Source organism: Arthrobacter sp. 05N33_2, assembly GCF_056397425.1.
The window spans coordinates 47491-72187 of sequence record NZ_JBFTNJ010000008.1; the positions used below are offsets into that span (position 1 = coordinate 47491).

Consider the following 24697-nt stretch of genomic DNA (forward strand, 5'->3'; position numbering starts at 1 on the left):
CCATCCAGATCATTCGGATGGGCCGTAAGTGACCCCGCGTCGCTTTTGTGAGGCGGGTTTAGACGCCCAGGAAGCTGATGGCGCCTTGCTTGAAGGCGCGGCTGGTGATGGCGTTGGTGTGGTTGCGGCCCGGCAGCACGAGCTGTTCGACCATGCCGCCGGCCTTGGCGCCCAGGGCGGCGAGCTCCGGCATGGTGGCGGCCCGGTCGTCGTTTTCCCCCGCCACGAGGAGCATCGGCATGTGGGGGACCGCTTCGGCGGGGTCATACGGCTCGGCCTTGATTGCCTCGACCAGGGACAGCAGCGCGAAGATGTTGTTGCTGGGCAGCAGCATGGCCATCTTCAGCAGCCCGGCGGTCGACTCGTCCGCGATCGGCGTGCCGTCGGCCAGGTACCGCTGCGCGGCGATCAGGTCGAAGTCCGCCAGGGGGTCGGCGACATTCGGGCCGCCCAGGACCAGCCGGTGCACCAGCTCGTGCTGTGTGGCTCCGAACTCCCAGGCGAGCCGGGACCCCAGCGAATAGCCGATCACGTCGAGCCCGCTGGACGGGTCCCCGTCGCGCAGCGGCCGCGCGCCGGCGTCGAAGACTATCTGCAGCAGGTCCGCACGGATCCGGCTGGGGGAGTAGGAGTCCATGTCCTCCGGGGCGCCGCTGCGGCCGTGGCCGGGCAGGTCCACGGTGATGACGCGCCGGCCGGCTTCCAGGAGCGCGGTGAGCCAGCCGCTGTCTTCCCAGTTGAGCTTGGAGGAGGAGGAGAAGCCGTGCAGCAGCAGGACGGGACGGAACCCGGCGTCGTTCTGGGGCTCATGCACCTGCACGTACAGCTGGGGGTCGGTGCCCTCAACGGTGTGCGAATGCTGCTCGCCGGTGTGTCTGCCGCTCATGCTCTCAGTCCTCATCAAGTACGGCGCTCAGGCGGACCCGGCGCTTAGGTGCCTCTTCCTTCGGGACCGTGCCCACGATGCCGGCGGTGTTGTCCGGCACCTCAAACACAATCAGGGGCTCGCCGACATTGATCTTGTCGCCGGGCCCGCCGTAGATACGCACTACCTTACCTGCCTGCGGGCTGGGCAATTCAACGGCCGACTTGGTGGTTTCGACCTCCACGAGCGGCTGGTTGCGCTCCACCTGCTCGCCCGGGGAAACCAGCCATTCCAGCACGGTGGCCTCGATCAGGCCCTCGCCGAGATCCGGGAGCGGGAAGGAAATTTCAGCCACGTTTGTACTCCAATACTCGCTGGATGCCGAAGAGGATCCGGTCAATGTTCGGGATGTATTCATCTTCCAGGTCGCCCGAGGGGTACGGGACGTCGAAGCCGGTGATGCGCTCCACCGGCGCCCTGAGGGTGTCGAAGCACCTTTGCGTGATCAGCTGCGCCACTTCGGCGCCGAGGCCGGAGGTCAGCGGCGCCTCGTGGACGACGACGGCGCGGCGCGTCTTGCGCACGGAGGCGGCGAGGGCCTCGGCGTCGATCGGCTTGAGCCAGCGCAGGTCCAGGACCTCGATATCGATCCCGTCCTCGGCCGCGAGCTCCGCCACCTGCAGGCAGCGGGCCACCATGGCGCCCCAGGCGACCAGCGTGAGGTGGCGGCCTTCGCGCATCACCTTGGCGCCGGTGGGGGAGCCGCCGTCTGCATCGTCGTCCGCATCGCAGTGCGCAAGGTCCACCTCACCCTTCTGCCAGTACCTCGACTTGGGCTCCATGAAGATCACCGGGTCCGGCCGCGTGGCGGCGTACTTGAGCAGGTGGTAGGCCTCATGCGGGTTCGACGGCGAGACCACCTTCAGGCCCGGTACGTGGGCGAAGAGCGCCTCCAGGCTTTCGCCGTGGTGTTCGGGGGCGCGGATGCCGCCGAAGCTGGGCACCCGCAGGGTGATGGGCATCGGCATGGTGCCCCGGCTGCGGTAGTTCATCCGGGCGATCTGGCAGACGATCTGGTTGATGGCAGGGTAGGCGAAGCCGTCGAACTGGACCTCGGGAATGGGGTGGAACCCGGCCATCGCCAGGCCCACGGACATGCCCAGGATGCCGGATTCCGCCAGCGGGGTGTCAAAGACGCGCTGCGCGCCGTGCCTGGCCTGCAGCCCGTCGGTGATGCGGAAGACGCCGCCGAGCCGGCCGCAGTCCTCGCCGAAGATGACGGCTTTGGGGTTGTCCGCGAGGACCTCGTCGAGGGCGCGGTTGAGTGCTTGCTGCATCGACATCACCGTGGTGGCGGGCTCGCTTCCGGCCGGGTTGGTGACAGTGTCGTCGGCAGTGTTGTCGGCAGTGTTGTTGCCGCTGGCACTTTCGCTTTCGAGAATCGAGTTAGACATGTTCGGACTCCTCGCGCCAGTTGGCGGCCTGGGCCTGCAGGGCRGGGGTGGTTTCCTGGAAGACCAGGTCAAACATTTCGGTGCCGGGCCGGGAGCCCAGGGCCTGGATGCCGGTACGGATCTGCTCCTCTTCGGCCTTGGCCGCGGCCAGCGCTTCGGCGAAGAACGCCTCGTCGGCGATACCATCGGCCAGCAGCCGCTGCCGCAGCCGTTCGAGCGGGTCGGTGCCGGCGCTGTCGCGTTCCTCGTCGAGGGAGCGGTAGCGGCCCGGGTCATCGGAGGTCGAGTGCGGGCCACGGCGGTACGTCATGGCCTCGATGAGCACGGGGCCGTTGCCGGCGCGGGCGTGGGCGAAGGCGCGGCGGGTCGCCTCGAGGACCGCGACGACGTCGTCGCCGTCGATCTTCAGCGCGGGCATGCCGTAACCCGCGGCGCGGGCCGCGACGGAGCCCCCGGCCACCTGCCGTTCGGTGGGGACCGAGATGGCCCAGCCGTTGTTCTGGACGAAGAACACGACGGGCGCCTTCATCACGGCGGCGAAGTTCATCGCCTCGTGCACGTCGCCCTGGGAGGAGGCGCCGTCGCCGAAGTACGTCATTGCGACGCCGTCCTTTTTGTCCAGCGTCTGGCCGTGGGCCCAGCCGACGGCGTGCAGGACGGATCCGGCAACTACCGCCTGGATCGGGGCCAGCCGGGATTCCAGCGGGTTGTACAGACCGCCGTGCCACGTGGCCTTGTGGGTGGACATGTAGGCCACCATGTCCACCCCCATGGTCCGGGCAACGCCCATTTCGCGGTAGGTGGGGAAGACGAAGTCCCGGGTGGTGTCCACGGCGTAGCCGCTGCCCACCTGGGCCGCTTCCTGGCCGAGTTCGGGGGCGTAGCCGGGGATGATGCCCTGCCGCTGCCAGGCGATGGCCGAGGTGTCGAGGTGCCGGACGGCCACCATGAGCGAATAGAGCTCGCGGAGTTCATCGGCTGTGAGCGGCCCGGCAGCGCTGCCGGAAGCCACGGGGAGAAGTGTGTCCATGCCTGTGACCCTAGTCACCGGCGGCGGGGTGGGCAATCAGCCTAGGCTGGGGTGCCCAGACTGCACACTTATGCCGCCCCGCGCGCCGGTGAGCTTGGCAATTTGTCTAGCGGCTGGGCTGTTCCGCCTGGTCGGCTTTTGCGCCGGCGCCGGCGCCGGCGCCGGCGGCGGCGGCGTTGCGGTTCCGGGTGATCCGGGCGCCGGTCCAGCACGCCACGGCGATGCCGGCCACCAGTACCAGGGTGCTGACCAGCTGCTTGCTGCTCTCCGGGCTGCTGAAGCCGACGGCGAAGATCAGTGCCAGGAGCACGAGCCCGAAGATCGTCAGCCCGGGGAAGCCCTTCATCCGCAGCGGCAGCGCCGTGCCGTCGCGGTCTGCCCGGCGGCGCAGGATCAGCTGGGACACCAGGGCCGAGCCCCACACAACGAGGCAGGTGGAACCGACCAGCTGGAACAGCGCCGGCAGGATCTGGTCGGGGAAGAGCAGTTCCAGGACGGCGGCCAGGAAGCCGAAGGCCACGGAGACGCTCACCGCCACGACCGGGACCCGGGCCGTGTTGAGCCTGGAGAGGAACTTGGGGGCTTCGCCGCGCTCAGAGAGCGAGTACACCATGCGGGACGCGCCGTAGAGGTTGGCGTTCAGGGCGGACAGCAGCGCGATCACGGCGACCAGGGTGATCGCGGCGCCGGCGCCGGGGATCCGGGCGACGTCGAGGACGCCGGCGAAGGGGGACTTCAGGGCCGCGGAGGTTGAGGGAAGGACGGCCGCGATGACGAATACCGAGCCGATGTAGAACACGAGGATCCGCCAGACGACGGTGCGGATCGCCTGGGCGACGCTGCGCTCCGGGTTTTCCGTCTCGGCCGCGGYCACGCTGACAATCTCGGTGCCGCCGAAGGCGAAGATGACGACGAAGAGTGCCGTTGCGATGCCGCCCAGGCCAGCCGGGGCGAAGCCGGATGTGAAGTTGCCGAGGCCAGGAGACGGGACGTCCGGCAGCAAGCCCAGCAGCAGGGCCCCGCCGATGGCCAGGAATATCACGGTGGCAGCCACCTTGAGGATGGCGAACCAGAATTCGAACTCGCCGAAGTTCTTCACGCCCGCCAGGTTGATGGCGGTGAACAGGGCCATGAAGATCAGGGACAGTGCCCAGACGGGGATCACCGGCCACACAGTGAACAGGAGCCCGGCCGCGCCGAGGGCCTCGGCGGCGATGACCACCACGAGCTGCAGCCACCAGAGCCAGCCGACGGTGGCGCCCGCGGTCTTGCCCATGGCCTTTTGCGTGTACACGGAGAAGGCGCCGCTGTTGGGATTGGCCGCGGCCATCTCTCCGAGCGCCCACATCACCAGGATGATCAGGGTTCCGGCGACGAGGTAGGAGATCAGCACGGCCGGTCCCGCCGCCTGGATTCCTGCCCCCGAGCCGAGGAACAGGCCGGCGCCGATCGCGCTGCCCAGTCCCATCATGGTCAGCTGGCGTGGTTTCATGCTGTGCCCCAGGCTCGGGGCGGGAACCGCGGTGGGTAGCGTCGCGGTGGACTTCATCGTCATGGCGAACCTTCGTGTGGTTTGGATCTTTGCGTCCTTATGGGACCTATTGAATTTACCGGATTTGGGCCCGGCCCCCGGCCGCCGGGGCGCCTCCGCCGTGAGAGCATGGTGGCAGTTTGCTAACTGAATCGGGGCATCGGTGGCTGTTTGTCCGGCCCGGTCCCGCTTGGGAAGGAAGAATCAGTGGACGTTGATCCGCTTGATGCAAAGATTGTCCGATTTTTCACGGATTCCCCCCGGGCCTCGGTCCTGGAGGCCTCCCGGGTGCTGAAGGTTGCCCGCGCCACGGTGCAGTCGCGCCTGGACCGGATGCAGGACGCCGGCGTGATTGGCTCATGGGTGCCCCAGCCCGATCCGGCGCACTTCGGCTACCCCGTGGTGGCTTTCTGCTCCCTCACGATCAACCAGGACCTCGGGCACGACGCCGTCGTGGAGGCCCTGGCGCGGATCCCCGAGCTGATTGAGATCCATACCGTCTCCGGGAGCTCGGACCTCATGGCCCGGATAGCCGCCCGCTCCAATTCGGACCTCCAGCGCGTCCTCGATGCCATGATCGCCACCAGATCGGTCCTGCGCTCGTCCTCCGTGATCGTGCTCAATACGCACTTCCAGGGCCGCACCCTGCCGCTGCTGGAAGCCGCGGCCGCCGGCACGGGCTAGAGGACACTCAGGTTTTCGGGCAGGCTGGTCCGGCCGGTGAGCAAGAGCAGCAAATCACCGGCGGACGGCAACCGGGAGCCGATGGCTCCGGCGAGCTCCAGGGAGGCCGCGACCGCCGGGGCCAAGGCGGCGGGCGGCGGCAGGCCCAGGGCGCGCGCCAGATCCAGGGTGTGCACGGCCAGCTCGAAGGTCCGGGTCGGCAGGTAGTCGATGAGCGTCATTACTCCGGCCGGGGTGGCCACCAGGGCATCGTCGGGCGTGTTCCTGACGAGGGCCGTGACGCGTTGGACAAGCTCCCGCACGGCAGCGGCAGGGTCCTCGCCCAGCGCCTCCCCGGTTTCCCTGCCCCGCTGCGCAATCGCGGCGGGCGAGGTGGCGCCCCGGACGCCCAGGAAGTATTCCACCGGACCCGGCACCCGCGCCCCGGCGGCCGGGGTGGCGAGGTAGGCTTCCACGGTTGTCAGGGCCCGGCTCGTGTGGCCGGTCAGCGCCCGGACATCCCATTCACCCAGTGCCGGCCGCGACCACGCCTGGTGCGGTACCTGCCCGGCGAGCTCCATGAATGCCTGGGCCGCTCCCGCGTATCGGGCCCTGACCGCCTCTGCGTCCGTACCCTCTGCGTCCATGACTTCTCCGTCCATAGCCTCGATTAATACCGTTGCCGGCACCCGCGGACAAGCCCGGTCCGTGCGCCGGCGGCATCCCGGTCCGGCCCATGTGACCTGAAACATTTTGCGCCCGGGCGGCGCGGCCGTATCATTAGTTCTAGTCAATGTGACTATAACTAATCCGGCGGTCGGGCCGGATCCAGCCGGGCAGTCCATCGCGGGACCCGCCCGGGACCTCAGAGGGCGGGTAGATCACCGTTTACACCACAGCAGCCAACGTCTCGGAGCGCCAGACCGCGCCGCCGTCGCTGGCCATCTCCACGGTGATCTTTGCGCTGCGTCCCAGCGAACGCTCCGGGCGGCCCACGCTGTGGATCCCGCTGGTGCGCCGGATCCGCGAACCGTTCAAGGGCCTCTGGGCGCTGCCGGGCGGGCCGCTCACGCACTCCGAGTCACTCCAGGACGCCGCCTCGCGGAACCTGCGCGAGACCACCGGGCTGGCCCCGAACTACCTCGAACAGCTCTACGCCTTTGGCGGGCTGCACCGCTCGCCCACCCAGCGCGTCGTCTCGATCGTGTACTGGGCACTCGTCCAGCCCACGGAGGCCGCGCTGGCCGACGAATCGGAGAACGTGCGCTGGTTCCGCGCCGACAGGCTGGACGGGCTGGCCTTCGACCACAACTCGATCGTCGACTACGCGCTGTGGCGGCTGCGCAACAAGATGGCCTACGGATCCATCGCCTACCACCTGCTGGGCGAGTACTTCACCCTCGCCCAGGTCCGGGAGGTCTACGAGGCCGTCCTGGACCGCGAACTCGATCCCGCCAACTTCCGCCGGCAGGTCAAGGCCACGCCGGAAATCGAAGAAACCGACCATTATCTGCAGGGCGGCAAGCACCGCCCGCCCCGCCTCTACCGCTTCACCGGCCGCCCAGGCCTCGACCCAGACAACAGGAGCACACCATGAGCAGCGTCAACACGGCAATCCAGCTGATCACGCGCGAGCAGGCCACTACTCTGGCACAGGGCACGGCCGCCTCCACCTGCAGCCCCGCGCTGGCCCGCGGGCCCTGGGACTACGACCTCGCCGAGGCCCTCGCCGGCGTGCCCGCCTACGGGCCGGGGGCCTCCTCCACCGACGTCGCACCGGCCTCCACTCCCCGGCAGGGCCAGCTCCCGGAAGAATACAAGCTCGCTTCCGACGCCGAGCTCGACGCCCGGATCCGCGCCGCCAAAGCGGCACTGGGGGACCGCGCCGTCGTGCTGGGGCACTTCTACCAGCGCGACGAAGTGATCGAATACGCCGACTTCGTGGGAGATTCGTTCCAGCTCGCCAACGCCGCCCTGACCCGGCCCGACGCGGAGGCCATCGTCTTCTGCGGCGTGCACTTCATGGCCGAGACGGCGGACATCCTGTCCCGCCCCGACCAGGCCGTGATCCTGCCCAACCTGGCCGCGGGCTGCTCCATGGCCGACATGGCGGACATCGACTCGGTCACCGAGTGCTGGGAACAGCTTGAGGAGGTCTTCGGCACCGAGCCCGACGCCGAGGGCCGGGTCCCTGTCATCCCGGTCACCTACATGAACTCCTCCGCCGCCCTCAAGGGCTTCTGCGGCGAGCGCGGCGGGATCGTCTGCACCTCCTCGAACGCCGCGACCGTGCTGGAATGGGCGTTTGAACGCGGCCAGCGCGTGCTGTTCTTCCCCGACCAGCACCTGGGCCGCAACACCGCGAAGGCCATGGGGGTGCCGCTGGAGCAGATGCCGATGTGGAACCCGCGCAAGGACCTCGGCGGCAACGACGAACAGGCCCTGCTCGACTCCCGGGTAATCCTCTGGCACGGCTTCTGTTCGGTCCACAAGCGCTTCAACGTGGGCCAGATCGAAAAGGCCCGCGCCGAGTTCCCCGGCGTGCAGGTGATCGTGCACCCGGAATGCCCCATGGAGGTGGTGGATGCCGCCGATTCCGCCGGGTCCACCGACTTCATCAAGAAGGCCATCGCCGCGGCCACGGAGCCCACCACGTTTGCGATCGGCACCGAGATCAACATGGTGAACCGGCTCGCTGCGGAATACCCGCAGCACACCATCTTCTGCCTCGACCCGGTGATCTGCCCCTGCTCCACGATGTACCGCATCCACCCCGGATACCTCGCCTGGGTCCTGGAAGCGCTCGTCCGCGGCGAGGTGCTGAACCGCATCACCGTGGACGAGGACGTGGCCGCCCCGGCCGGGGTGGCCCTGGAACGCATGCTGGCGGCGCGGCCGTGACCAGGCGGCTCGTGATCGTCGGCAGCGGGATTGCTGGGCTCTACGCCGCGCTGCTCGCCACCGACGACGCCCCCACCGGCGGCCGTGACATCGAAGTGGTCCTCCTGAGCAAGGGGACGCTGGAGCAAAGCAACACCTTCTACGCCCAGGGCGGCATCTCGGCCGTGCTGGCCCCGGAGGATGCTGCCCCCGGGGACTCCGTGGCAGCGCACATCGCGGACACGCTCGCCGCCGGTGCCGGGCTCAACGACCCCGAGGCAGTCCGGATCCTGTGCACGGAGGCTGTCCGGGACATCGCCGGCCTGGGCCGCTACGGCGTGCACTTCGACGCAGCTCCCGACGGCGGACCGGCCCTGGGCCTGGAAGCGGCACACTCGGCCCCGCGCATCCTGCACGCCGGCGGGGACGCGACGGGCGCCTGCATCGCCCGCGGGCTCGTCGCCGCCGTCCTCGAACGCGCCGTCCTGGACCGCGCCGGCCACGGCCGGCTCCGGGTGGAGACCAGCGCGTTCGTCACCGGGCTCCTGACCGAACCTGGTGTCCGCCCGGAAGCTCCGTCACAGCCCGGCAGCGCACCCCCGACGCCGGCCCGGGTCACCGGCGTGGCCTACCTGGCCGGCGGACGGCCCCAGGAGCTGGCCGCCGACGCCGTCCTCCTCGCCACCGGCGGTGCGGGCCGGCTCTTTGCCCGCACCAGCAACCCCGCCGTCGCCACCGCCGACGGCCTGGCCCTGGCCTGGCGTGCCGGCGCCGCGGTGCGGGACCTCGAGTTCTTCCAGTTCCACCCCACCACCCTTGCCGCCGGGGAGATTCCGGGCGGGCCGCCGGCCCTGCTCATCTCCGAAGCGGTCCGCGGCGAGGGCGCGGTGCTGCTGGATGCCGCGGGATACCGCTTCATGCCCGACTACCACCCCGACGCCGAACTGGCCCCCCGCGACGTCGTCTCCCGCAGCATCGCCTTGCACCTGGCCGCCACGGGGGCCGCGCCGGACAGTCCGGTCTACCTGGACGCCCGCGGCATCGAGGCAGAGCGGGGCGCGGGCTTCCTGGCCCGGCGGTTCCCGACCGTCACGGCGGCCACCCTCGCCGCCGGCTACGACTGGACCACAGAAACGGTCCCAGTCTCCCCGGCAGCGCACTACTGGATGGGCGGCGTGTGCACCGACCTGCGGGGCCGCACGTCCGTTCCCGGCCTGTACGCCGCCGGCGAGATGGCCCGCACGGGCGCCCAAGGGGCCAACCGGCTGGCGAGCAACTCGCTGCTGGAGGGCCTGGTGTTCGGCCGCCGGGCGGTCGAGGACTTCCTGCACGCCGACCCGTCGCACGACACCACTGCTCCGTGTGCTCCCCACGATCCCCCTAGCCTCGCAAGCTCGGCCAGGGAACCCGGATCGTGTGGGCCTACGGCCGCGGGCGGCCTCCCCTTGACGCACGCTTCCGCGGCGCCGTCGCACGACTTCACGTCAGGGGAGGACACTTTAGCGAGCGTGTCCGAAGATCTTGTGAAGTCGGTATCCGCGTACGGGGTTTTCTCGCGCGACGCTCTTCGGCGGTTGATGACGGCGGACGCCGGGGTAATGCGCAGCGGGGAGCAACTGCGGGAGGCGGAGACCGTGCTTGCGGCCTGGGACGCCGTTGTCCATTCTGAGACCGCTCCCGATGCCGGCCACAGTGACTGGCTCTGCCAGGATGCCCATGAGGACCGGAACCTGCTCCTCGCGGCCCGCCTGCTTGTGGCGGCTGCCCTGAACCGCACGCAGTCCGTCGGAGCCCACTACCGGGCGGACACGGACGACGCCTCAGCCCTCACCCATTCCATGCAAAGGATTTCCTCGTGACCACCACTGCCCACGCAACCGCTGCCCCGGAAACCCTGCCCTCCCGCACCGCGGCGCTCGCCGGGAGCCTGCCCGAGGCTGCCGTCCTGGCCGTCCTCCGCGCGGCGCTGCAGGAGGACGCCCCGTACGGGGACGTCACTTCCCAGACGCTCATCCCGGCGCAGGCGCGGGCCACCGCGGTGCTCAACGCCCGCGTTCCCGGGGTGCTGAGCGGCGGGGAGGTCTTCGCCGCGGCGATGCGGCTGACCGACCCGGGCGCCGTCGTCGAACTGCTGGTCCACGACGGCGAGGCCTTCGCCGCCGGAACCGCCCTGGCCCGCGTGACCGGGAACGCCCGCGCCGTGCTGCTGGCCGAACGCGTCGCACTGAACCTGGTCCAGCGGATGAGCGCCATCGCCACCAAAACGGCCGAGTTCGTGGCGCTCGTGGCCGGCACCCGGGCCCGGATCACCGATACCCGCAAGACCACGCCGGGGCTGCGGGTGCTCGAACGCTACGCCGTCCGCTGCGGCGGTGGCGCCAACCACCGCTTCAGCCTCTCCGACGCCGTCCTGGCCAAGGACAACCACCTGGCCGTCCTCACCGGCGGCGATCCGGCGAAGCTGACCGCAGTGCTCAGCGGCGCCAAGGCCCAGCTCGGCCACACAACACACTTCGAAGTGGAGGTGGACACCATGGAGCAGATCGAGCCCGTCCTGGCCGCCGGGGTGGACACCATCATGCTGGACAACTTCTCCCTGGCCGAGCTCGCGGCCGGCGTCGGGCTGGTGGGCGGCCGGGCCCGCGTCGAGGCCAGCGGCAACGTCAACCTCGCCACCGTGGCGGACATCGCGGCCACCGGGGTGGACGTCATCTCGATCGGTGCCCTGACGCACAGTGTCACGGCACTGGACCTCGGCCTGGACATTGAGCTTGACGTCGAGCCGGCCGTCGACTCAGGCGCCGGCCCGGCGGCCGGCTGAGGCGCGCCATGATCTTCCTCGACGCCGCGGCCACCACCCCGGTCCGCCGCGAGGTGCTGGAGGCCATGTGGCCGTACCTCACGGGCGAATTCGGCAACCCGTCAAGCCATCACTCCCTGGGTGAGGCGGCTGCCGCGGCGCTCGCAGGGGCCCGCGCCGCAACCGCCAGGGCCCTCGGCTGCCGCCCCGGGGAAGTCGTCTTCACCTCCGGCGGCACGGAAGCGGACAACCTCGCCGTCAAGGGCATCGCCCTGGCCCGGCGCGCCGCCGATCCGCGCCTGGACCGGGTGGCGATCAGCGCCGTCGAGCATCCCGCGGTGGAAGAATCCGCCAGGTACCTTGAACGGGTCCACGGGTTCGCCGTCGACGTGATCCCCGTGGACCGCTTCGGGCAGGTAAGCGAAGAGGCCCTCGCCGCCGTGCTGCAGCCCGGCACGGCCCTGGTCAGCATCATGTACGCCAACAACGAGGTCGGCACGGTCCAGCCCATCGCCCGGCTCGCGGCGCTGGCCCATGCCCACGGGGTCCCGTTCCACACCGACGCCGTCCAGGCCGCCAGCTGGCTGCCGCTGGACACCGGCGCACTGGGCGTGGACGCGCTGAGCATTTCCGGCCACAAGCTGGGCGCGCCCAAAGGCAGCGGCGCGCTGTTTGTGCGCGGCCGGGTCCGGCTTGAACCGCTGGTCCACGGCGGCGGGCAGGAACGGGGCCGCCGGTCGGGCACGGAAAACGTGGCCGGGGCCGTGGCGCTGGCGACGGCACTGGCGCTGCCACGGGAACCGGCCGGGCACGTCGCTGCCCTCCGCGACGGGTTCATTGACGCCGTGCTGGCCGGTGTTCCCGGCGCACTGCTCACCGGCCACCCCACCGAGCGGCTGCCCTCGGTGGCATCCTTCTGCTTCCCGGGCACCAGCGGCGAGTCCGTGCTGCTTGAGCTCGAACGCCAGGGCATCATCTGCTCCAGCGGTTCCGCGTGCGCCGCCGGCTCGGATGCGCCCTCGCCGGTGCTGCTGGCCCTGGGCATCGAGCCCGAGATCGCCCAGACGGCGGTGCGGTTCAGCTTCGACTCGACCGGGACGGCAGCGCAGTTGCAGGAGGCGGCGGCCGCGGTCCGCACCGCCGTCGCCGGCGTCCGCTCCCTCGGCACCCCCTCCACCGGTTGAGCTGTCACTAAATGTCTTTATCGGGCCTCCATAGCGGCTTGAACTGATAGCTCAACCCGGGGTGAGGGCCCCGGGCGACGTCAGCGGTGGCGGGCGCGGCGGAAGATCCAGTGCCGCAGCATCGTGAACCGCACGGCGGTGGCGGCGAAACCGGAGAGGGTGGTGGTCCACAGCTCCTCGGCCACGGTGGCGTCCGGGTTGACCCAGTGCAGGACGGCGAGGCTGCCGCCGGTGATCAGCAGCGCGACGAGGATCACGATCAGGCCGTTGAGGTGGTCGCGCTTCATCCGGCGGCGTTCGGTGATCTTGAACGTCAGGCGCCGGTTGAGGGCGGTATTCATGAACGACGTCAGGATCAGGGCCGCCGCGTTGGCCGGTTGGGCCCCAAGCCAGGGCCGGGAGAGTGCGTACAGGGCCAGGGAGGTCAGGGTGCAGACAACGCCGACGCCGGTGAACCGGATGAGCTGCCGGACCACGGGGTAACGGAGGACTCCACGGTACCGGCGGGTCTTCGGCCCGAGGACGACGGCGGGGGCAGGGTCAAGCTGTTCGAGCTGGGACTCCATCCGCTCAGTACAGCTCGCCCACGGGGATGTCCACGGCCAGCCGGTTTGCCGGGCCCGCCAGCGGACATGCCCAAGCCTCGTTGTAGGCGCACGAGGGGTTGTAGGCGAAATTGAAGTCCAGGATGAATTCGGCCTGGGGCCCGGAGCCCCGCACGCCGTGGAAAGCTCCCTTGATGGTGTCCAGGAGGTAGCGTCCAGCGCCGTAACTGCCGCCGGGCTGGCCTGCGGTGGCGTCACGGAACGGCACGAAGATGCCCCCGCCGTAGCCCCTGAGCTTCCAGACCGCGAGCTGTCCCATCTCGGGCAGGTCGAAGGTGCCCAGCCGCACAAACCGGACCAGGCCGTCGGTCCCGGTCTCTACGTTCATCTCCCGCCCGGCGCCCTCGGGGGTCAGCGGGACGTGGAAACGGTAGATCGGATCGTAGTCCGCCGTCTTCAGGCCGCCGAAAGTGGCTTTGGCCTCGGCCGTCAGCGCGGAGGCCGGGTGGGTGCCGAACATGCGGTCCCGCTCCTGGCGCCAGTAGGAATGCGCCTCGGCCGGGCTGTCCGCGGCAATCTTTCGCGTGGTGGCGTAGAGGGCAAAGGTCCGCAGCCGCCAGTCCGCGATATCGAGGGCCGACATGCCTGCCACGTCGCCCAGATCCCCAAAGTGCGTTCCGTCAATGCTCTGTTCGGCCATGCCCCCAGCGTATCCGCTTTCGCGGGGCCGAAATTTGTGCGCCGAAATTGTGCCCCGGATTCCGGGGCCGGACCCGCGCGCCGAATAGCCCGTTCCGGCGGACCCTCCGGCCGTAGACTTTCGCGCATGCGCAACCCCCTGCAGGACGCGGCCGCCGGCAATACCCTCAAGAGCCCCGGCGGAACACCGGGCGGCCCCGGGCACCCGCCGGGCGCCGGGCGCGCGGCGGCGTCGCTGGCGGAGCTCGTGACGTACCGGACCGTGTCCATCCGGGCCGCGGGGTCCTCCCATGCCGGGTCCTCCCGGGCCGGGGCCTCCCATGCCGGGGCCGGGGTGGAAACAGCGGAGTTCGAGGCCTTCATCGCGGCGCTGCCCCGGTTGTATCCGGCGGTCCATGCTGCCCTGGAACTGGAGCGGGTCAACGGCCACGCCCTCCTGTACCGCTGGCCCGGCGCCGCACCAGCGGAGGACCCAGCGGCCGTGCACCGGGCGTCGGTGCTGATGGCGCACTACGACGTCGTCCCGGCAGACGACCCGGGGGAGTGGACACACCCGCCGTTCTCCGGCCACAACGACGGCACGTTCCTCTGGGGCCGCGGGACGCTTGATGACAAGGGCCAGCTCGTGGCCATCCTGGAAGCGGCCGAGAGCCTGCTGCTGGCGGGGTATGCGCCCGCGCACGACCTCTACTTCTCGTTCGGCAACAACGAGGAGACGGCCGGCAACAGCGCGGCGGCCGCCGCGGACCTGCTGGCCGGCCGCGGCGTGGTGCCCTGGCTCGTGCTGGACGAGGGCGGTGCCGTCGCGGGCGGCGCCTTCCCGGGAGTGAGCCGGCCGGCCGCCGTCGTCGGCGTGGCCGAAAAGGGAATCCTGGACGTGGAGCTGCTGACCCGGGACCCGGGCGGACACGCCTCCACGCCGCCGCGGATGGGGGCGACAGCGCGGCTGGCCCGCGCCATCACCCGGATCGAGCGCAGCCCGTTCCCGCAGTCGCTGCCGGAGGTGACCGCCGAGATGCTGCGCCGCTTCGGYCCGCACACCCCGCCACCGCTGCGGGCCGTGTTCGCGAACGTGGCACTGCTCCGGGCGCCGATCACCTGGCTCTTCGGCCGGCTCGGCAGCGAGACCAACGCCATGACCCGAACCACCGTCGCCATCACCACGCTCGAAGGCAGCTCCGGGGCCAACGTCCTCGCCGCCACGGCGAAGGCCAACGCCAACATCAGGGTGGCGGTGGGGGAGACGGTCGAGGGCACCATGGCACTGCTGCGGAAAATCATCCGCGACCCGAAAGTCGAACTGCGCGTCGTGGAGGGCAACGACCCGTCTCCGGTGTCGCCGTCCTCGGGGGCCCAGTGGGACCTGCTGGCGGACTGCATCGGGCAGGTCTTCCCCGAGGCGATCATCACCCCCTACATCATGATGGGCGGCACCGACTCGCGCCGTTTCACCGGGATCTGCGGTGCCGTGTACCGCTTCGCGCCCTTCTTCATGGACGTCCGGGCCCGCGGCTCTATCCACGCCGTTGACGAAAAGATCGGGCTGGAGACGCTGGAGCAGGGGGTCCGGTTCTACGAAACACTGATGCGGGAGCTCTGAGTCATGCGGCGTCCCGGCTACGCTGGCACCATGACAGGGAAGGCCCCTTCTTCAGCAGGCACCGCTTCTTCAGCAGGCACTGCAGGAATCCGGTGCGCTGTGCTGCGCACCGGCGCGGTGCTCGCGGTCGCGGCGGCAGCCCTTTCGGGCTGCAGCAGCGACGGCAAGGGGACGCCGGTCTGGACCGCGGGCAGCAGCGCGGCGGACAGTGCGGGTCCCGGTGCGAGTGAGAGTGCGACGCCGTCTGCCACCACTGGTGCCGCCGCCTCGGCCGGCGCTTCCCCCAGCGCGGGCTCGAGCGCAGCGGCCTGGAAGGTCTTTACCGACCCGGCAAAGTCCGTCAGTTTTGAGGTGCCGCAGGACTGGATTGTCCAGTCCGTAGCTCCCGACGCCGGTGCGCTGCCCGGGGCGCTGAAGATCACCGTCAAGGACGCCGGCGGCGCTTACCTGGCCACCTTGCAGACCGGCCTGCCCCCGCAGCCGGCCGCGGCCTGCCCGGACGACACCGCCCGCAACTACGTCGTGGTCAGCAGCGTGCCGGTTGACCTGCCGCACGCCGGCGGCGGGGGAACCATTGACCCGCACGTGGTGTTCCGGGTGATCCAGGGCTACAAGTACTTCGGCTCCTACGGCATCACCAACGTGGCGGGCGGCGCCGGCGGCAGGAGCTGCGCGTTGCAGAACGTGGTCCGTGGCCCGGCCGGCAAGGGGGACTATTCGTTCGGGGACCTGACAGTGCTCAAAGCGTTGGCGCCGGACCAGAAGGTTGCCCCCGCCAAGGCCTTCGACACTCTCGACCAGGCGGCCAAGTACGTCAATGAGGGGTCCGAATTCGCGAACCTCCAGCGGATGCTAATGTCTCTGAAGATCAAAAACTAGTCCCGCCCGCCCCGCACATCCCCGGGCCGTTGACGGCGGCTTCCCCTGCACCCACCTCAATCCCACATCCCGGAGACAGAGATACATGGAACGCGCCGTAGCCGCCCGCCTGGCCTTCAAGACCGTTGCCGAAACCAAGGTGGCTCTCGCCGTGGCGGTGGCCCGGAACGCCGGCTACGACTCGATTGAAGAATCGCTCAGGGTGACCGCGGGAGGCGGGGACGTGCCGCTGACCGAGCTCTCGGACCATCACGGCGGACGCTTCCACTACATGGAATTCGCCGAACCCACCGAAGTCCTGGTTGAGTATTCGGCCACCGTCACCGGCTTCGCGCTGCCCGAGGAACCCGGGCTCATGGAACTGATCCGCTATGTCCGGCCCAGCCGCTACGCGGAATCGGACCGGCTGTTGCCCACCGCCTATGCCGAATTCGGCGGGCTCCAGGGCGAGGAGCTACTCCACGCCGTCCGGGACTGGGTTTTCAACGAGCTGCGCTACGTCAGCGGATCCTCGCGGGGGACCGACGGCGCGGTCGAAACACTGCTGCACCGCCGCGGCGTCTGCCGGGACTTTGCCCACCTCGCCATTGCCCTGCTGCGTTCCAAGAACGTCCCGGCCCGGCTGGCCGCCGTCTACGCCCCGGGACTGACCCCGATGGACTTCCACGCCGTGGCCGAGGCGCACATCAACGGCGCCTGGCACGTCATCGACCCCACGGGGCTGGCGCCGCGGGAGAGCATGCTGCGGATCACGGCAGGACGCGATTCCTCGGACACCGCCTTCCTGTCCACCGTGGGCGGCAGCCTGTCCCTGAAGGAACTCAGCGTCACCGCCGTCGTCGATGACCTGCCGCAGGAAGACCCGGCCCAGCTCGTCGCGATCCACTAGGCAGCGCACGGCCTCAGGGCACGGTCTTAGCGCACGGAGACAGCGGCGCGGAGCTTCTCGGTCAGCCGCAGCAGCTCCTGCTGTTCGGCGGCGGAGAGGGCCGGGCCCACGAGCGCGGCGATGTCGCGCACGTGTTCCCGGCCGATCTGCTTCTGCAGGTCCCGTCCGGCATCGGTGAGCCGGATGAGGATCCCGCGTCCGTCCTCCGGGGCTGGAGTCCGTTCAACGAGCCCGCGCTTCCCGAGCCGCTCCACCAGCCGGCTCAGGCTGGACTGGCTCAGCAGCACGTTGTCGTTGAGTTCGTTCAGGCGCAGCCACCCGGAGGGGCAGCGGGAGAGCGTAAACAGGACGTCGTACTCATTGAGCGCCAGGGCTTTGAATGCCGGCGCCGCCTGCAGCTTGCGCATCACCGCCACCTGGGCCCGGAACAGGGACTCCCAGGTTTCCGCGGCCAGGCGTACCGGCGATTCGGTAGTCTTGGCGGGCATCATGAGCCCTGAACGGTGGTCTCTGCCGCGGGGGCGTCGACGGTGCCCGCTGCCAGCGCGGCCGCCACCCGGCCGGCGTGCGTGGGCGGTTCGGGAACGTGTGCCGGCTTGAGCGCGGCATATTCCTTGCGCAGCACCGGCAGCACTTCCTCGCCGAACAGGTCCAGCTGTTCCAGGACGGTCTTCAGCGGCAGGCCGGCGTGGTCGATCAGGAAGAGCTGGCGCTGGTAGTCGCCGAAGTACTCCCTGAACGTCAGGGTCTTTTCGATCACTTCCTGCGGGCTGCCGACGGTCAACGGGGTCTGGGACGTGAAGTCCTCCAGCGAGGGGCCGTGGCCGTAGACCGGGGCGTTGTCGAAGTAGGGGCGGAACTCCTTGACGGCGTCCTGGGAGTTCTTCCGCATGAAGAACTGGCCGCCGAGGCCCACAATCGCCTGGTCCGCCTTGCCGTGGCCGTAGTGCTCATAGCGTTCGCGGTAGAGGCCGATCAGCTGCTGGTAGTGCTCCTTGGGCCAGAAGATGTTGTTGGCGAAGAAGCCGTCACCGTAGTACGCCGCCACTTCGGCGATCTGCGGCGTGCGGATCGAGCCGTGCCACACGAAGGGGGCGACGCCGTCGAGCGGGCGGGGGGTGGAGGTGAAGTTCTGCAACGGGGTGCGGTGCTTGCCGGACCAGTTGACGGTGTCCTCGTCCCAGAGGCGGCGCAGCAGGGAGTAGTTCTCGATCGCGAGTTCGATCCCGTCCTGGATGTTCTTGCCGAACCAGGGGTAGACGGGGGCGGTGTTGCCGCGGCCCAGGACCAGGTCCACGCGTCCGTCCGCGAGGTGCTGGAGCATCGCGAAGTCCTCTGCGATCTTCACGGGGTCGTTCGTGGTGATCAGGGTCGTGGCCGTGGACAGGATGATGCGCTCGGTCTGGGCCGCGATGTACGCCAGCGTGGTGGTGGGGGAGGACGAGAAGAACGGCCGGTTATGGTGCTCGCCGATGGCGTAGACATCCATGCCGATCTCTTCGACCTTCTTGGCGATCGCCACGGACGCCTTGATGCGCTCGTGCTCAGTCGGGGTGCGGCCCGTGGTGGGGTCGGTAGTGATGTCGCTGACGCTGAATACGCCGATCTGCATGGTGTGCCTTTCCGTGGCCGGGGTGGATCCGGGATCTGTTTCTACTATAGCCGATTTAGATGCGTTTGCATCTATCGACCGGTATAACGCCCGGCGTGGACGAATATTCCCGCGCCGTTCCGGCCGGGTTTGCCGCCCCGTCTTCCCGGCCGCGTTGCCGGCCGCGTTCCCGCCTTCGGCGACGGCGCGGGCCTAGGATGCAATCAATCGGCTGGCCGCGAGGTGCCCGCCCTCCCGGAAGGCCGCCATGCGCCGTGTTGTAGCTTTTCTGTGTCTGGTGGAGCTCACCAGTGGAGTCCTGCAGGGCTATTACACGCCCATCCTCACCGATATCGCCCGGCACCTGGGAATCCACGACGCCGACGTCAACTGGTTCGAGGCCGCGCAGCTCATGGTCAGCGCCCTCGCCGTCCCGGTGCTGGCCAAGCTGGGGGACATGTACGGGCACAAGAGGATCCTGCTGGTTTCCACGCTGGTCACCGCCACGGCCTCCTGGGGCGTCGCGCTCGCCCCGGACTTCTGGACCTTCCTGGCCGCGTGGTCGTTCCAGGGTTTCTACGTGGTCTGGCTGCCCCTGGAAATTGCCCTGATCTTCAGCCGCGTCCATCAGTTGCCCGACGGCGCCGCCCGCACGCGGCGCGCGGCCGGCGTCCTCGTCGGGGCGCTGGAAGCCGGTGTCATCGCCGGGGCGCTCGCCGCCGGTGCGCTCGTGGAAGTGTTCGCGGGCCAGCTGCAGCTGGTGCTCCTGGTCCCCGCGGTGGCCGTCTCCGCATGCTGGTTCGCCGTCAGGTTTGGCGTGCCGGAGTCGCGGGAGCGCAGCGGCGGACGCGTGGACACCCGCGGCTTCACGCTCCTCGCCCTCGGGCTGCTGCTTATCACGTCCGGTCTGACCTTCATGCGCCTCAACGGGGCCGGCGCGTGGTGGCCGTGGGCGCTGGTGGGAGCCGGAATTCTGGTGTTCGTTCCGTTTGCGCGGTTCGAGCTGCGCGCGGCCGATCCGCTCGTCGACATCCGAATGCTGCGGGGTAAGTCCATGTGGCCCGTCCAGCTGACCGCCGGGCTCTTTGGCGTCTCGGTGCTCGGCGCGCAGGCCCCGCTGTCCACCTTCGCCCGGACGGATCCCGCGCTGCACGGCTACGGCCTCGGGCTGCGCGCTGGGCAGGTCTCCATCATCATCGGGGTCTACGTGCTGGCGCTGCTGGTGGGCGCGCTGCTGTACCCGGTGGTGACCCGCCGGCTCACCCCGCGCTGGACCCTCGTGGGCGCCGCCACGCTCGTGGGCCTGGGCTACCKGCTGTTCCTGCCGTTCCACGGCAGTCTCGCCCAAGCGCTGGCCAACATGGCGATCGCCGGTGTCGGCTCCGGGGCCCTCGTGGCGGCGCTGCCTTCGGCGGCCGCCGCGGCCGCGCCCCTCAACCGGACCGCGATGGCCACGGGTTTGACCAACACCACCAAGACCATCGGCGGAGCCTTCGCGTCCGCGGTGTTCGGCATCGCCCTGGTCAGCCACGTCCTGGCCGAGGCCGGGGCCGGCGCGGGGGACGCCGGTCAGACCGCGGCGCCGCTCGCTGGCTACCTCACGGTATGGACCATCTGCGGAGTCACCGGGCTTGCCGCCGCTGCCGCGCTGGTGGTGGTGCCCCGTCTGGCCTTCTCCGACCCGGCGGCCGTGGCCGCCGCACCGCTTAGGGCCGGCTCGCACTAGGGGTGGCCTTCCTCCCCGGCGACTGAGGCAGTATGTTCTTAGCGTGACGGGTACGCGGAGGTACGAGCGGGGGCGCGCGGCGGCCGCGGCTGTCCTGGTGGCAATCAGCCTTTTGGTTTCGGGATGTTCGGCACCCACCGTGCTGGCCCCGGCGAGCACGGTGGACGCGCGCGCGGTGCTGGCGGCGTTCGAGTCCCGGGACGTGGTGGGGCACCTGCAGGCGCTGCAGCGGGTTGCCGATGCCAACGGCGGGAACCGGGCCTCGGGCACCTCGGGGTATGAGGAGTCGGCCCGATACGTCGAGGAACAGCTGCGCGCGGCCGGGTACTCGCCGGTGCGGCAGAGCTTCACGTTCAAAGAGGACGGCCGGCGCGGCAAGACGGTGGAGTCCTTCAACATCCTCGCCGACACGGGTGGCGATGCCGGGCACACCGTGGTGGTGGGTGCGCATCTGGACTCCGTGCAGGAGGGCCCGGGCATCAACGACAACGCCAGCGGGGTCGCGGCCGTCCTGGAGACCGCGCGGTGGATGAAGGAGGCCGGGATCACCCCGGCCAACCGGGTCCGGTTCGCGTTCTGGGGCGGCGAGGAGGACGGGCTGTACGGGTCCCAGCACTACGTCGACGAACTCAGTGCGGCCGAGATCGGCCAGACCGCGGCGAACCTGAACGTGGACATGGCGGCCTCGCCCAACGGTGTGCGGTCCGTGCATGACGGGGACGGATCGGATTTCGGCGACGGCGGCCCGGCCGGGTCCAAGGCGATCGAGGACATCCTGTTCCGGTACTTCCAGGAGAACGCGCTGCCGGCCGAGACCACGCCTTTTGACGGCGGCTCGGACTACGACGCCTTCCTCTCGGCCGGCATTCCCGGCGGCGGGCTGTTCACCGGCGATGTCGAGAGGAAGACCCAGGCCCAGGCGCAGTCCTTTGGCGGGGTGGCCGGCAAGGACCTGGATCCCTGCTACCACGAGGCCTGCGACACGATCGCCAACACCAACCCGGAACTGCTCACCGAAATGTCCGGCGCCCTGGCCTACGGCACCGTGGCCTACGCGATGGCCAAGACCGGCTAAACACCAGCTTCGCCTTTCAAACGACTCTCAAAACGGTGTCCCATCCCTCGCCGCGTTCGCCGTCCCCGTTGGCAGAGGAAGTCGGATGTCCATGGCGCCGGCGCCCATGTCTGCCGGATGCCCGGCGGCCGGCATTTTTCCGAGTAGCCCGGGGCCGCAAGAGGTGAGAAACCCCGCCGAATCGGGTAGTTAATCAGCCGTTTGAGGGGAAAAGACAGGTACCCGCTACTCAGGTGCTGTGAGTTTCCTGAGATTACGATAAGAAACGGAAAAGCATTTGGGCAGGCGTCTAGGGTCTGCCCAGTTCCCGCCTAGAGCACCTCTATGCGGGAGTAAATACGGGCCCCGTGAAAGCAACGGTCAGTGCGCCGCAGGCGCTGCGCTGTCCCCTTCCCGCGCCCGTCATCCGGAAAACCCGGGTTGTGTTTGCGCTCGGGCAACGTCGCTAGTCGGAAGTACGGGGGACATCGACAGATGGATATCTTCGAAAGCTTGGAGTCTGAGGTCCGCAGCTACTGCCGCAGTTGGGACACCGTGTTTGAACGTGCGTCCGGCAGCAGCCTCTACAGTGAAGACGGCAGAGAATATTTGGACTTCTTTTCCGGTGCCGGAGCACTGAACTACGGGCACAACAACCCGGTGCTGCTGCAGCCGCTGGTGGACTATCTTCTCTCCGGCGCAATCGTTCATTCACTCGACATGAAAACACCGGCCAAGCGGCGCTTCCTGGAAACCTTCCGGGAGTTGATCCTTGAGCCCAGGAATTTGGACTACAAAGTCATGTTCCCCGGACCGACGGGAACAAACTCAGTGGAGGCAGCCCTGAAGCTTGCCCGGAAGGTTACCGGCAGGCAGCATGTCCTGAGCTTCACCAACGCGTTTCACGGGATGACCCTGGGATCGTTGTCGGTCACGGGAAATTCAATGAAACGGCAGGGAGCCGGCGTCCCGCTGACGAACACATCGAGCATGCCCTATGACGGGTTCTTCAATGGTCAGATTCCGGACTTTCTGTGGCTCCGGCAAGCCCTGGAGGACAGGGGATCGGGCATCGATAAGCCCGCAGCGGTGATCGTGGAAACCGTCCAGGGCGAGGGTGGGCTCAGGGCCGCCCGGGTGTCCTGGCTGCGAGGCCTTGCCGAGCTGTGCCGGCAACACGACATCCTGCTCATCGTGGATGATGTCCAGGCCGGCTGCGGACGGACCGGGACCTTCTTCAGCTTCGAGGAGGCGGGGATCACTCCGGATATCGTCTGCCTGTCGAAGTCCATCTCGGGCTTTGGGCTGCCTTTGGCACTGACACTGTTCAAACCCGTACTGGATATTTGGAAGCCTGGCGAGCACAACGGAACGTTCCGGGGGCACAACCCGGCATTCGTCACCGGCGCCGCCGCCCTGGAGCACTACTGGCGGGACGGCAGCTTCCAGTCAAGCGTCGCGGGGCTCATTTCCCAGCTCCACGAGGGGCTTACCCAGATCGCAGCGGGCGTCGAAGGCGCCACGGTCCGTGGCCGGGGACTGCTCGCGGGTGTTTACTACCCCAACCCCGAGACTGCGGAGAAGATTGCGGCCGAATCCTTTGCCCGGGGTCTGCTCGTGGAAACGTCCGGACCCGAAGGTGAAGTGGTCAAGACGATGCCCGCGCTGACTATCAGCCCCGAGGATCTTCAGAAGGGACTCGATATTCTCGCTGCAGCCGCAGTGACTGTGACCGGGGAGCCGGTGGCCTTGGGATCAACCATTTGAGCATCCGATCAGGGCGAAACGGCTCGAAGGGGCCAGTGCCCCTTGCAAGAATCGAAGTAGATTTCGGGGAGCAAAATGGGTACCCGCAAGGCAACAGCTTTCAACGACAGTGATCTAGCGGAAACCGACCGGGCGATTCCCCCGGGTAGTGTCATTGTTCAAAAGTTTGGCGGTTCGTCCCTGGCGGATGCCGCGGGTATTCTCCGGGCAGCCGAGCGGATCGCCAAAACACGGACCAACGGCTATCGGGTCGTGGCGGTGGTGTCCGCCATGGGGGACACCACCGATGAACTCTGCGATCTTGCCGCGGAAGTTTCCGCCCGGCCCTTGCCTGTGGACCTTGACGCCCTGCTGAGCATCGGCGAGCTTGTGTCCTCGGCCCTTTTGGCGATTGCCCTGGCGGATCTCGGCCAGCTGCCCCGCACATTTACGGGCAGTGCGGCCGGCCTCATTACCGACAACATCCACGGCAAGGCACACATCACTGATGTCAGGCCGGACCGCGTCCGCAGTAGTCTGGCCCGTGGCGAGGTCCCCATCGTCGCAGGATTCCAGGGCAGGACGCAGAAACGGAACAGGGTGACCACGCTCGGCCGTGGCGGCTCGGATCTCACCGCGGTCGCCCTGGCCGCTGCGCTCGAAGCCGATATTTGCGAGATATACACGGACGTCGACGGCGTCTACACCGCGGACCCCCGGGTTGTCCCGACGGCGCGGAAGATCGAGATCCTCTCGAGCGAGGAAATGCTTGAGTTCGCCGCCTCCGGCTGCAAGGTATTGCACCTGCGGTGTGTTGAATACGCCCGCCGGTTCGGTATTCCGATCCATGTGAGGTCCTCCTTCGTGCCGGAGCCCGGGACGTTGATCCTGCCCGGCCTTGACCGTCATCCACTGCTCCAGCCCGCCAGGGAACAACCCGAGGTGACCGCTGTAGCCGGGGTCAACTCGGCGTCGAAAATCACTGTCGTGGGAATTCCGGACCAGCCGGAGAGCATGGCGCGCATCTTGCATGTCCTCTCTCGGTCCGGGGCGCATGTCCAGGCAATTGTCCAAAATACGGCCGGCCCCGGCCCGAGGCGTTCCGATGTTGCACTGATCGTGCCTGCTGCCCATGCAGGTAACGCCCTTGCTGTGCTGGATGCCGAAAAGGGAAGCATTGGATTTGAAGGTTTGCAGCACGACGACCGGGTGGGCCGGGTGTCCATTACTGGACTGGGCATGCGGTCGTCCCCGCAAATCTTCTGCACCTTCCTCAAGGCCCTGTCCGACGCCGACGTGGAGCTCGATCTCGTCGACATCTCCGAGACGTCCGTGGGGGCTGTCACGCACGCCGACCGGCTCGCGGATGCCGAGCGCGCTGTCCGGCGGGCCTTCGGCATGACCCCGGCGGACGAGGCAACGGCGGCCGGTCATGAAGGCCATCTCACACCCGCTGTTGGCCCCCCGCTCCAGACGTGGGTCCCGATTTCCGGCCAGGATATGACCCCTGTTCCGGCGGGCGACAGAACTGTGGCACGTCACTTCTAGCGAAGGAGCTAAA

The 24697-nt window shown here is 68.8% G+C and carries 23 protein-coding genes; 13 read left to right on the forward strand and 10 right to left on the reverse strand.

Going from position 1 to position 24697, the window contains the following annotated elements; genetic code table 11:
- Positions 1 to 58 precede the first annotated feature (58 nt).
- The 5 genes from AC1DHX_RS06925 to AC1DHX_RS06945 all read right to left on the reverse strand — a co-directional run bounded on the left by AC1DHX_RS06925 (position 59) and on the right by AC1DHX_RS06945 (position 4904).
- Entirely contained in the window at positions 59 to 886 is an 828-nt protein-coding gene (locus AC1DHX_RS06925; protein ID WP_476858810.1) for an alpha/beta fold hydrolase, read from the reverse strand.
- Between the two features lie 4 nt (positions 887 to 890).
- Entirely contained in the window at positions 891 to 1220 is a 330-nt protein-coding gene (locus AC1DHX_RS06930) for a biotin/lipoyl-containing protein (protein ID WP_018775751.1), read from the reverse strand.
- Positions 1213 to 2319: an alpha-ketoacid dehydrogenase subunit beta gene (locus tag AC1DHX_RS06935; RefSeq protein ID WP_476858809.1), complete on the reverse strand. Its 1107-nt coding sequence runs from the start codon at positions 2317 to 2319 to the stop codon at positions 1213 to 1215. Before AC1DHX_RS06935 ends, AC1DHX_RS06930 begins: the two co-directional genes overlap by 8 nt.
- Positions 2312 to 3349, reverse strand: coding sequence for a thiamine pyrophosphate-dependent enzyme (locus AC1DHX_RS06940; RefSeq protein ID WP_476858808.1), 1038 nt, complete (start codon positions 3347 to 3349; stop codon positions 2312 to 2314). The genes AC1DHX_RS06935 and AC1DHX_RS06940 overlap by 8 nt, the downstream gene beginning before the upstream one ends.
- A gap of 106 nt (positions 3350 to 3455) precedes the next feature.
- Positions 3456 to 4904 carry an amino acid permease gene (locus AC1DHX_RS06945; RefSeq protein ID WP_476899927.1) on the reverse strand — a complete coding sequence of 483 codons (1449 nt, stop codon included), beginning with the start codon at positions 4902 to 4904 and terminating at the stop codon, positions 3456 to 3458.
- A 183-nt stretch (positions 4905 to 5087) separates the two neighbouring features.
- Between AC1DHX_RS06945 and AC1DHX_RS06950 the strand changes: the two genes are divergently transcribed.
- Positions 5088 to 5564, forward strand: coding sequence for an Lrp/AsnC family transcriptional regulator (locus AC1DHX_RS06950; RefSeq protein WP_028277521.1), 477 nt, complete (start codon positions 5088 to 5090; stop codon positions 5562 to 5564).
- Here AC1DHX_RS06950 and AC1DHX_RS06955 read toward each other — a convergent pair.
- Positions 5561 to 6190 carry a maleylpyruvate isomerase N-terminal domain-containing protein gene (locus tag AC1DHX_RS06955; protein WP_476858806.1) on the reverse strand — a complete coding sequence of 210 codons (630 nt, stop codon included), beginning with the start codon at positions 6188 to 6190 and terminating at the stop codon, positions 5561 to 5563. The genes AC1DHX_RS06950 and AC1DHX_RS06955 overlap by 4 nt on opposite strands.
- A gap of 233 nt (positions 6191 to 6423) precedes the next feature.
- Between AC1DHX_RS06955 and AC1DHX_RS06960 the strand changes: the two genes are divergently transcribed.
- From AC1DHX_RS06960 to AC1DHX_RS06980, 5 genes are read left to right on the forward strand one after another with little or no spacing between them, the layout of a single operon-like run.
- Entirely contained in the window at positions 6424 to 7140 is a 717-nt protein-coding gene (locus AC1DHX_RS06960) for an NUDIX hydrolase (protein WP_230012031.1), read from the forward strand.
- Entirely contained in the window at positions 7137 to 8444 is a 1308-nt protein-coding gene (gene nadA / locus AC1DHX_RS06965) for a quinolinate synthase NadA (protein WP_476858805.1), read from the forward strand. The genes AC1DHX_RS06960 and nadA overlap by 4 nt, the downstream gene beginning before the upstream one ends.
- Entirely contained in the window at positions 8441 to 10282 is a 1842-nt protein-coding gene (locus tag AC1DHX_RS06970) for an L-aspartate oxidase (RefSeq protein ID WP_476899928.1), read from the forward strand. Before nadA ends, AC1DHX_RS06970 begins: the two co-directional genes overlap by 4 nt.
- A 35-nt stretch (positions 10283 to 10317) precedes the next feature.
- Complete coding sequence (gene nadC / locus AC1DHX_RS06975; RefSeq protein ID WP_476857533.1) at positions 10318 to 11244, forward strand: carboxylating nicotinate-nucleotide diphosphorylase; 927 nt, start codon at positions 10318 to 10320, stop codon at positions 11242 to 11244.
- Positions 11245 to 11252: 8 nt separating this feature from the next.
- On the forward strand, positions 11253 to 12407 hold the full coding sequence (locus AC1DHX_RS06980; protein ID WP_476858803.1) for a cysteine desulfurase family protein: 1155 nt from the start codon (positions 11253 to 11255) through the stop codon (positions 12405 to 12407).
- 80 nt (positions 12408 to 12487) lie between these two features.
- Here the strand turns inward: AC1DHX_RS06980 and AC1DHX_RS06985 are convergent, their stop codons facing one another.
- Entirely contained in the window at positions 12488 to 12973 is a 486-nt protein-coding gene (locus AC1DHX_RS06985) for a GtrA family protein (RefSeq protein WP_476858802.1), read from the reverse strand.
- Positions 12974 to 12977: 4 nt separating this feature from the next.
- Entirely contained in the window at positions 12978 to 13652 is a 675-nt protein-coding gene (locus AC1DHX_RS06990; protein WP_028277528.1) for a DUF1684 domain-containing protein, read from the reverse strand.
- Positions 13653 to 13778: 126 nt separating this feature from the next.
- Between AC1DHX_RS06990 and AC1DHX_RS06995 the strand changes: the two genes are divergently transcribed.
- From AC1DHX_RS06995 to AC1DHX_RS07005, 3 genes are all read left to right on the forward strand, one after another.
- Positions 13779 to 15251, forward strand: a complete 1473-nt coding sequence (locus AC1DHX_RS06995) for a M20/M25/M40 family metallo-hydrolase (RefSeq protein WP_476858801.1) — start codon at positions 13779 to 13781, stop codon at positions 15249 to 15251.
- Between the two features lie 99 nt (positions 15252 to 15350).
- The gene (locus AC1DHX_RS07000; protein WP_476858800.1) at positions 15351 to 16130 is read left to right on the forward strand and encodes a hypothetical protein; all 780 of its coding nucleotides are present in this window, start codon (positions 15351 to 15353) and stop codon (positions 16128 to 16130) included.
- 85 nt (positions 16131 to 16215) lie between these two features.
- Positions 16216 to 17019 carry a transglutaminase-like domain-containing protein gene (locus AC1DHX_RS07005; protein WP_223915942.1) on the forward strand — a complete coding sequence of 268 codons (804 nt, stop codon included), beginning with the start codon at positions 16216 to 16218 and terminating at the stop codon, positions 17017 to 17019.
- A gap of 26 nt (positions 17020 to 17045) precedes the next feature.
- Here AC1DHX_RS07005 and AC1DHX_RS07010 read toward each other — a convergent pair whose 3' ends face one another.
- Together AC1DHX_RS07010 and AC1DHX_RS07015 are read right to left on the reverse strand one after the other, a co-directional pair.
- Positions 17046 to 17507, reverse strand: a complete 462-nt coding sequence (locus tag AC1DHX_RS07010) for a MarR family winged helix-turn-helix transcriptional regulator (RefSeq protein WP_223916163.1) — start codon at positions 17505 to 17507, stop codon at positions 17046 to 17048.
- The gene (locus AC1DHX_RS07015; RefSeq protein WP_476858799.1) at positions 17507 to 18631 is read right to left on the reverse strand and encodes an LLM class flavin-dependent oxidoreductase; all 1125 of its coding nucleotides are present in this window, start codon (positions 18629 to 18631) and stop codon (positions 17507 to 17509) included. Before AC1DHX_RS07015 ends, AC1DHX_RS07010 begins: the two co-directional genes overlap by 1 nt.
- Positions 18632 to 18908: 277 nt before the next feature.
- Between AC1DHX_RS07015 and AC1DHX_RS07020 the strand changes: the two genes are divergently transcribed.
- The 4 genes from AC1DHX_RS07020 to AC1DHX_RS07035 all read left to right on the forward strand — a co-directional run bounded on the left by AC1DHX_RS07020 (position 18909) and on the right by AC1DHX_RS07035 (position 24684).
- On the forward strand, positions 18909 to 20336 hold the full coding sequence (locus AC1DHX_RS07020; protein ID WP_476899929.1) for an MFS transporter: 1428 nt from the start codon (positions 18909 to 18911) through the stop codon (positions 20334 to 20336).
- A 43-nt stretch (positions 20337 to 20379) separates the two neighbouring features.
- The gene (locus AC1DHX_RS07025; RefSeq protein WP_476858797.1) at positions 20380 to 21411 is read left to right on the forward strand and encodes a M20/M25/M40 family metallo-hydrolase; all 1032 of its coding nucleotides are present in this window, start codon (positions 20380 to 20382) and stop codon (positions 21409 to 21411) included.
- A 474-nt stretch (positions 21412 to 21885) separates the two neighbouring features.
- Entirely contained in the window at positions 21886 to 23157 is a 1272-nt protein-coding gene (gene ectB / locus AC1DHX_RS07030; RefSeq protein WP_476858796.1) for a diaminobutyrate--2-oxoglutarate transaminase, read from the forward strand.
- 75 nt (positions 23158 to 23232) lie between these two features.
- Positions 23233 to 24684 carry an aspartate kinase gene (locus AC1DHX_RS07035; RefSeq protein WP_476848891.1) on the forward strand — a complete coding sequence of 484 codons (1452 nt, stop codon included), beginning with the start codon at positions 23233 to 23235 and terminating at the stop codon, positions 24682 to 24684.
- Positions 24685 to 24697: the final 13 nt, after the last annotated feature.

Excerpts from the sequence above, each read along its gene's own strand:
- AC1DHX_RS06935 (WP_476858809.1), bottom strand. The coding sequence starts at position 2,319 with ATGTCTAACTCGATTCTCGAAAGCGAAAGTGCCAGCGGCAACAACACT.
- AC1DHX_RS07035 (WP_476848891.1), top strand. The coding sequence starts at position 23,233 with ATGGGTACCCGCAAGGCAACAGCTTTCAACGACAGTGATCTAGCGGAA.
- AC1DHX_RS07015 (WP_476858799.1), bottom strand. The coding sequence starts at position 18,631 with ATGCAGATCGGCGTATTCAGCGTCAGCGACATCACTACCGACCCCACC.
- AC1DHX_RS06985 (WP_476858802.1), bottom strand. The coding sequence starts at position 12,973 with ATGGAGTCCCAGCTCGAACAGCTTGACCCTGCCCCCGCCGTCGTCCTC.
- AC1DHX_RS07005 (WP_223915942.1), top strand. The coding sequence starts at position 16,216 with ATGGAACGCGCCGTAGCCGCCCGCCTGGCCTTCAAGACCGTTGCCGAA.
- AC1DHX_RS06955 (WP_476858806.1), bottom strand. The coding sequence starts at position 6,190 with ATGGACGCAGAGGGTACGGACGCAGAGGCGGTCAGGGCCCGATACGCG.
- AC1DHX_RS06990 (WP_028277528.1), bottom strand. The coding sequence starts at position 13,652 with ATGGCCGAACAGAGCATTGACGGAACGCACTTTGGGGATCTGGGCGAC.
- ectB (WP_476858796.1), top strand. The coding sequence starts at position 21,886 with ATGGATATCTTCGAAAGCTTGGAGTCTGAGGTCCGCAGCTACTGCCGC.
- AC1DHX_RS07010 (WP_223916163.1), bottom strand. The coding sequence starts at position 17,507 with ATGCCCGCCAAGACTACCGAATCGCCGGTACGCCTGGCCGCGGAAACC.
- AC1DHX_RS06925 (WP_476858810.1), bottom strand. The coding sequence starts at position 886 with ATGAGCGGCAGACACACCGGCGAGCAGCATTCGCACACCGTTGAGGGC.
- nadA (WP_476858805.1), top strand. The coding sequence starts at position 7,137 with ATGAGCAGCGTCAACACGGCAATCCAGCTGATCACGCGCGAGCAGGCC.
- AC1DHX_RS06980 (WP_476858803.1), top strand. The coding sequence starts at position 11,253 with ATGATCTTCCTCGACGCCGCGGCCACCACCCCGGTCCGCCGCGAGGTG.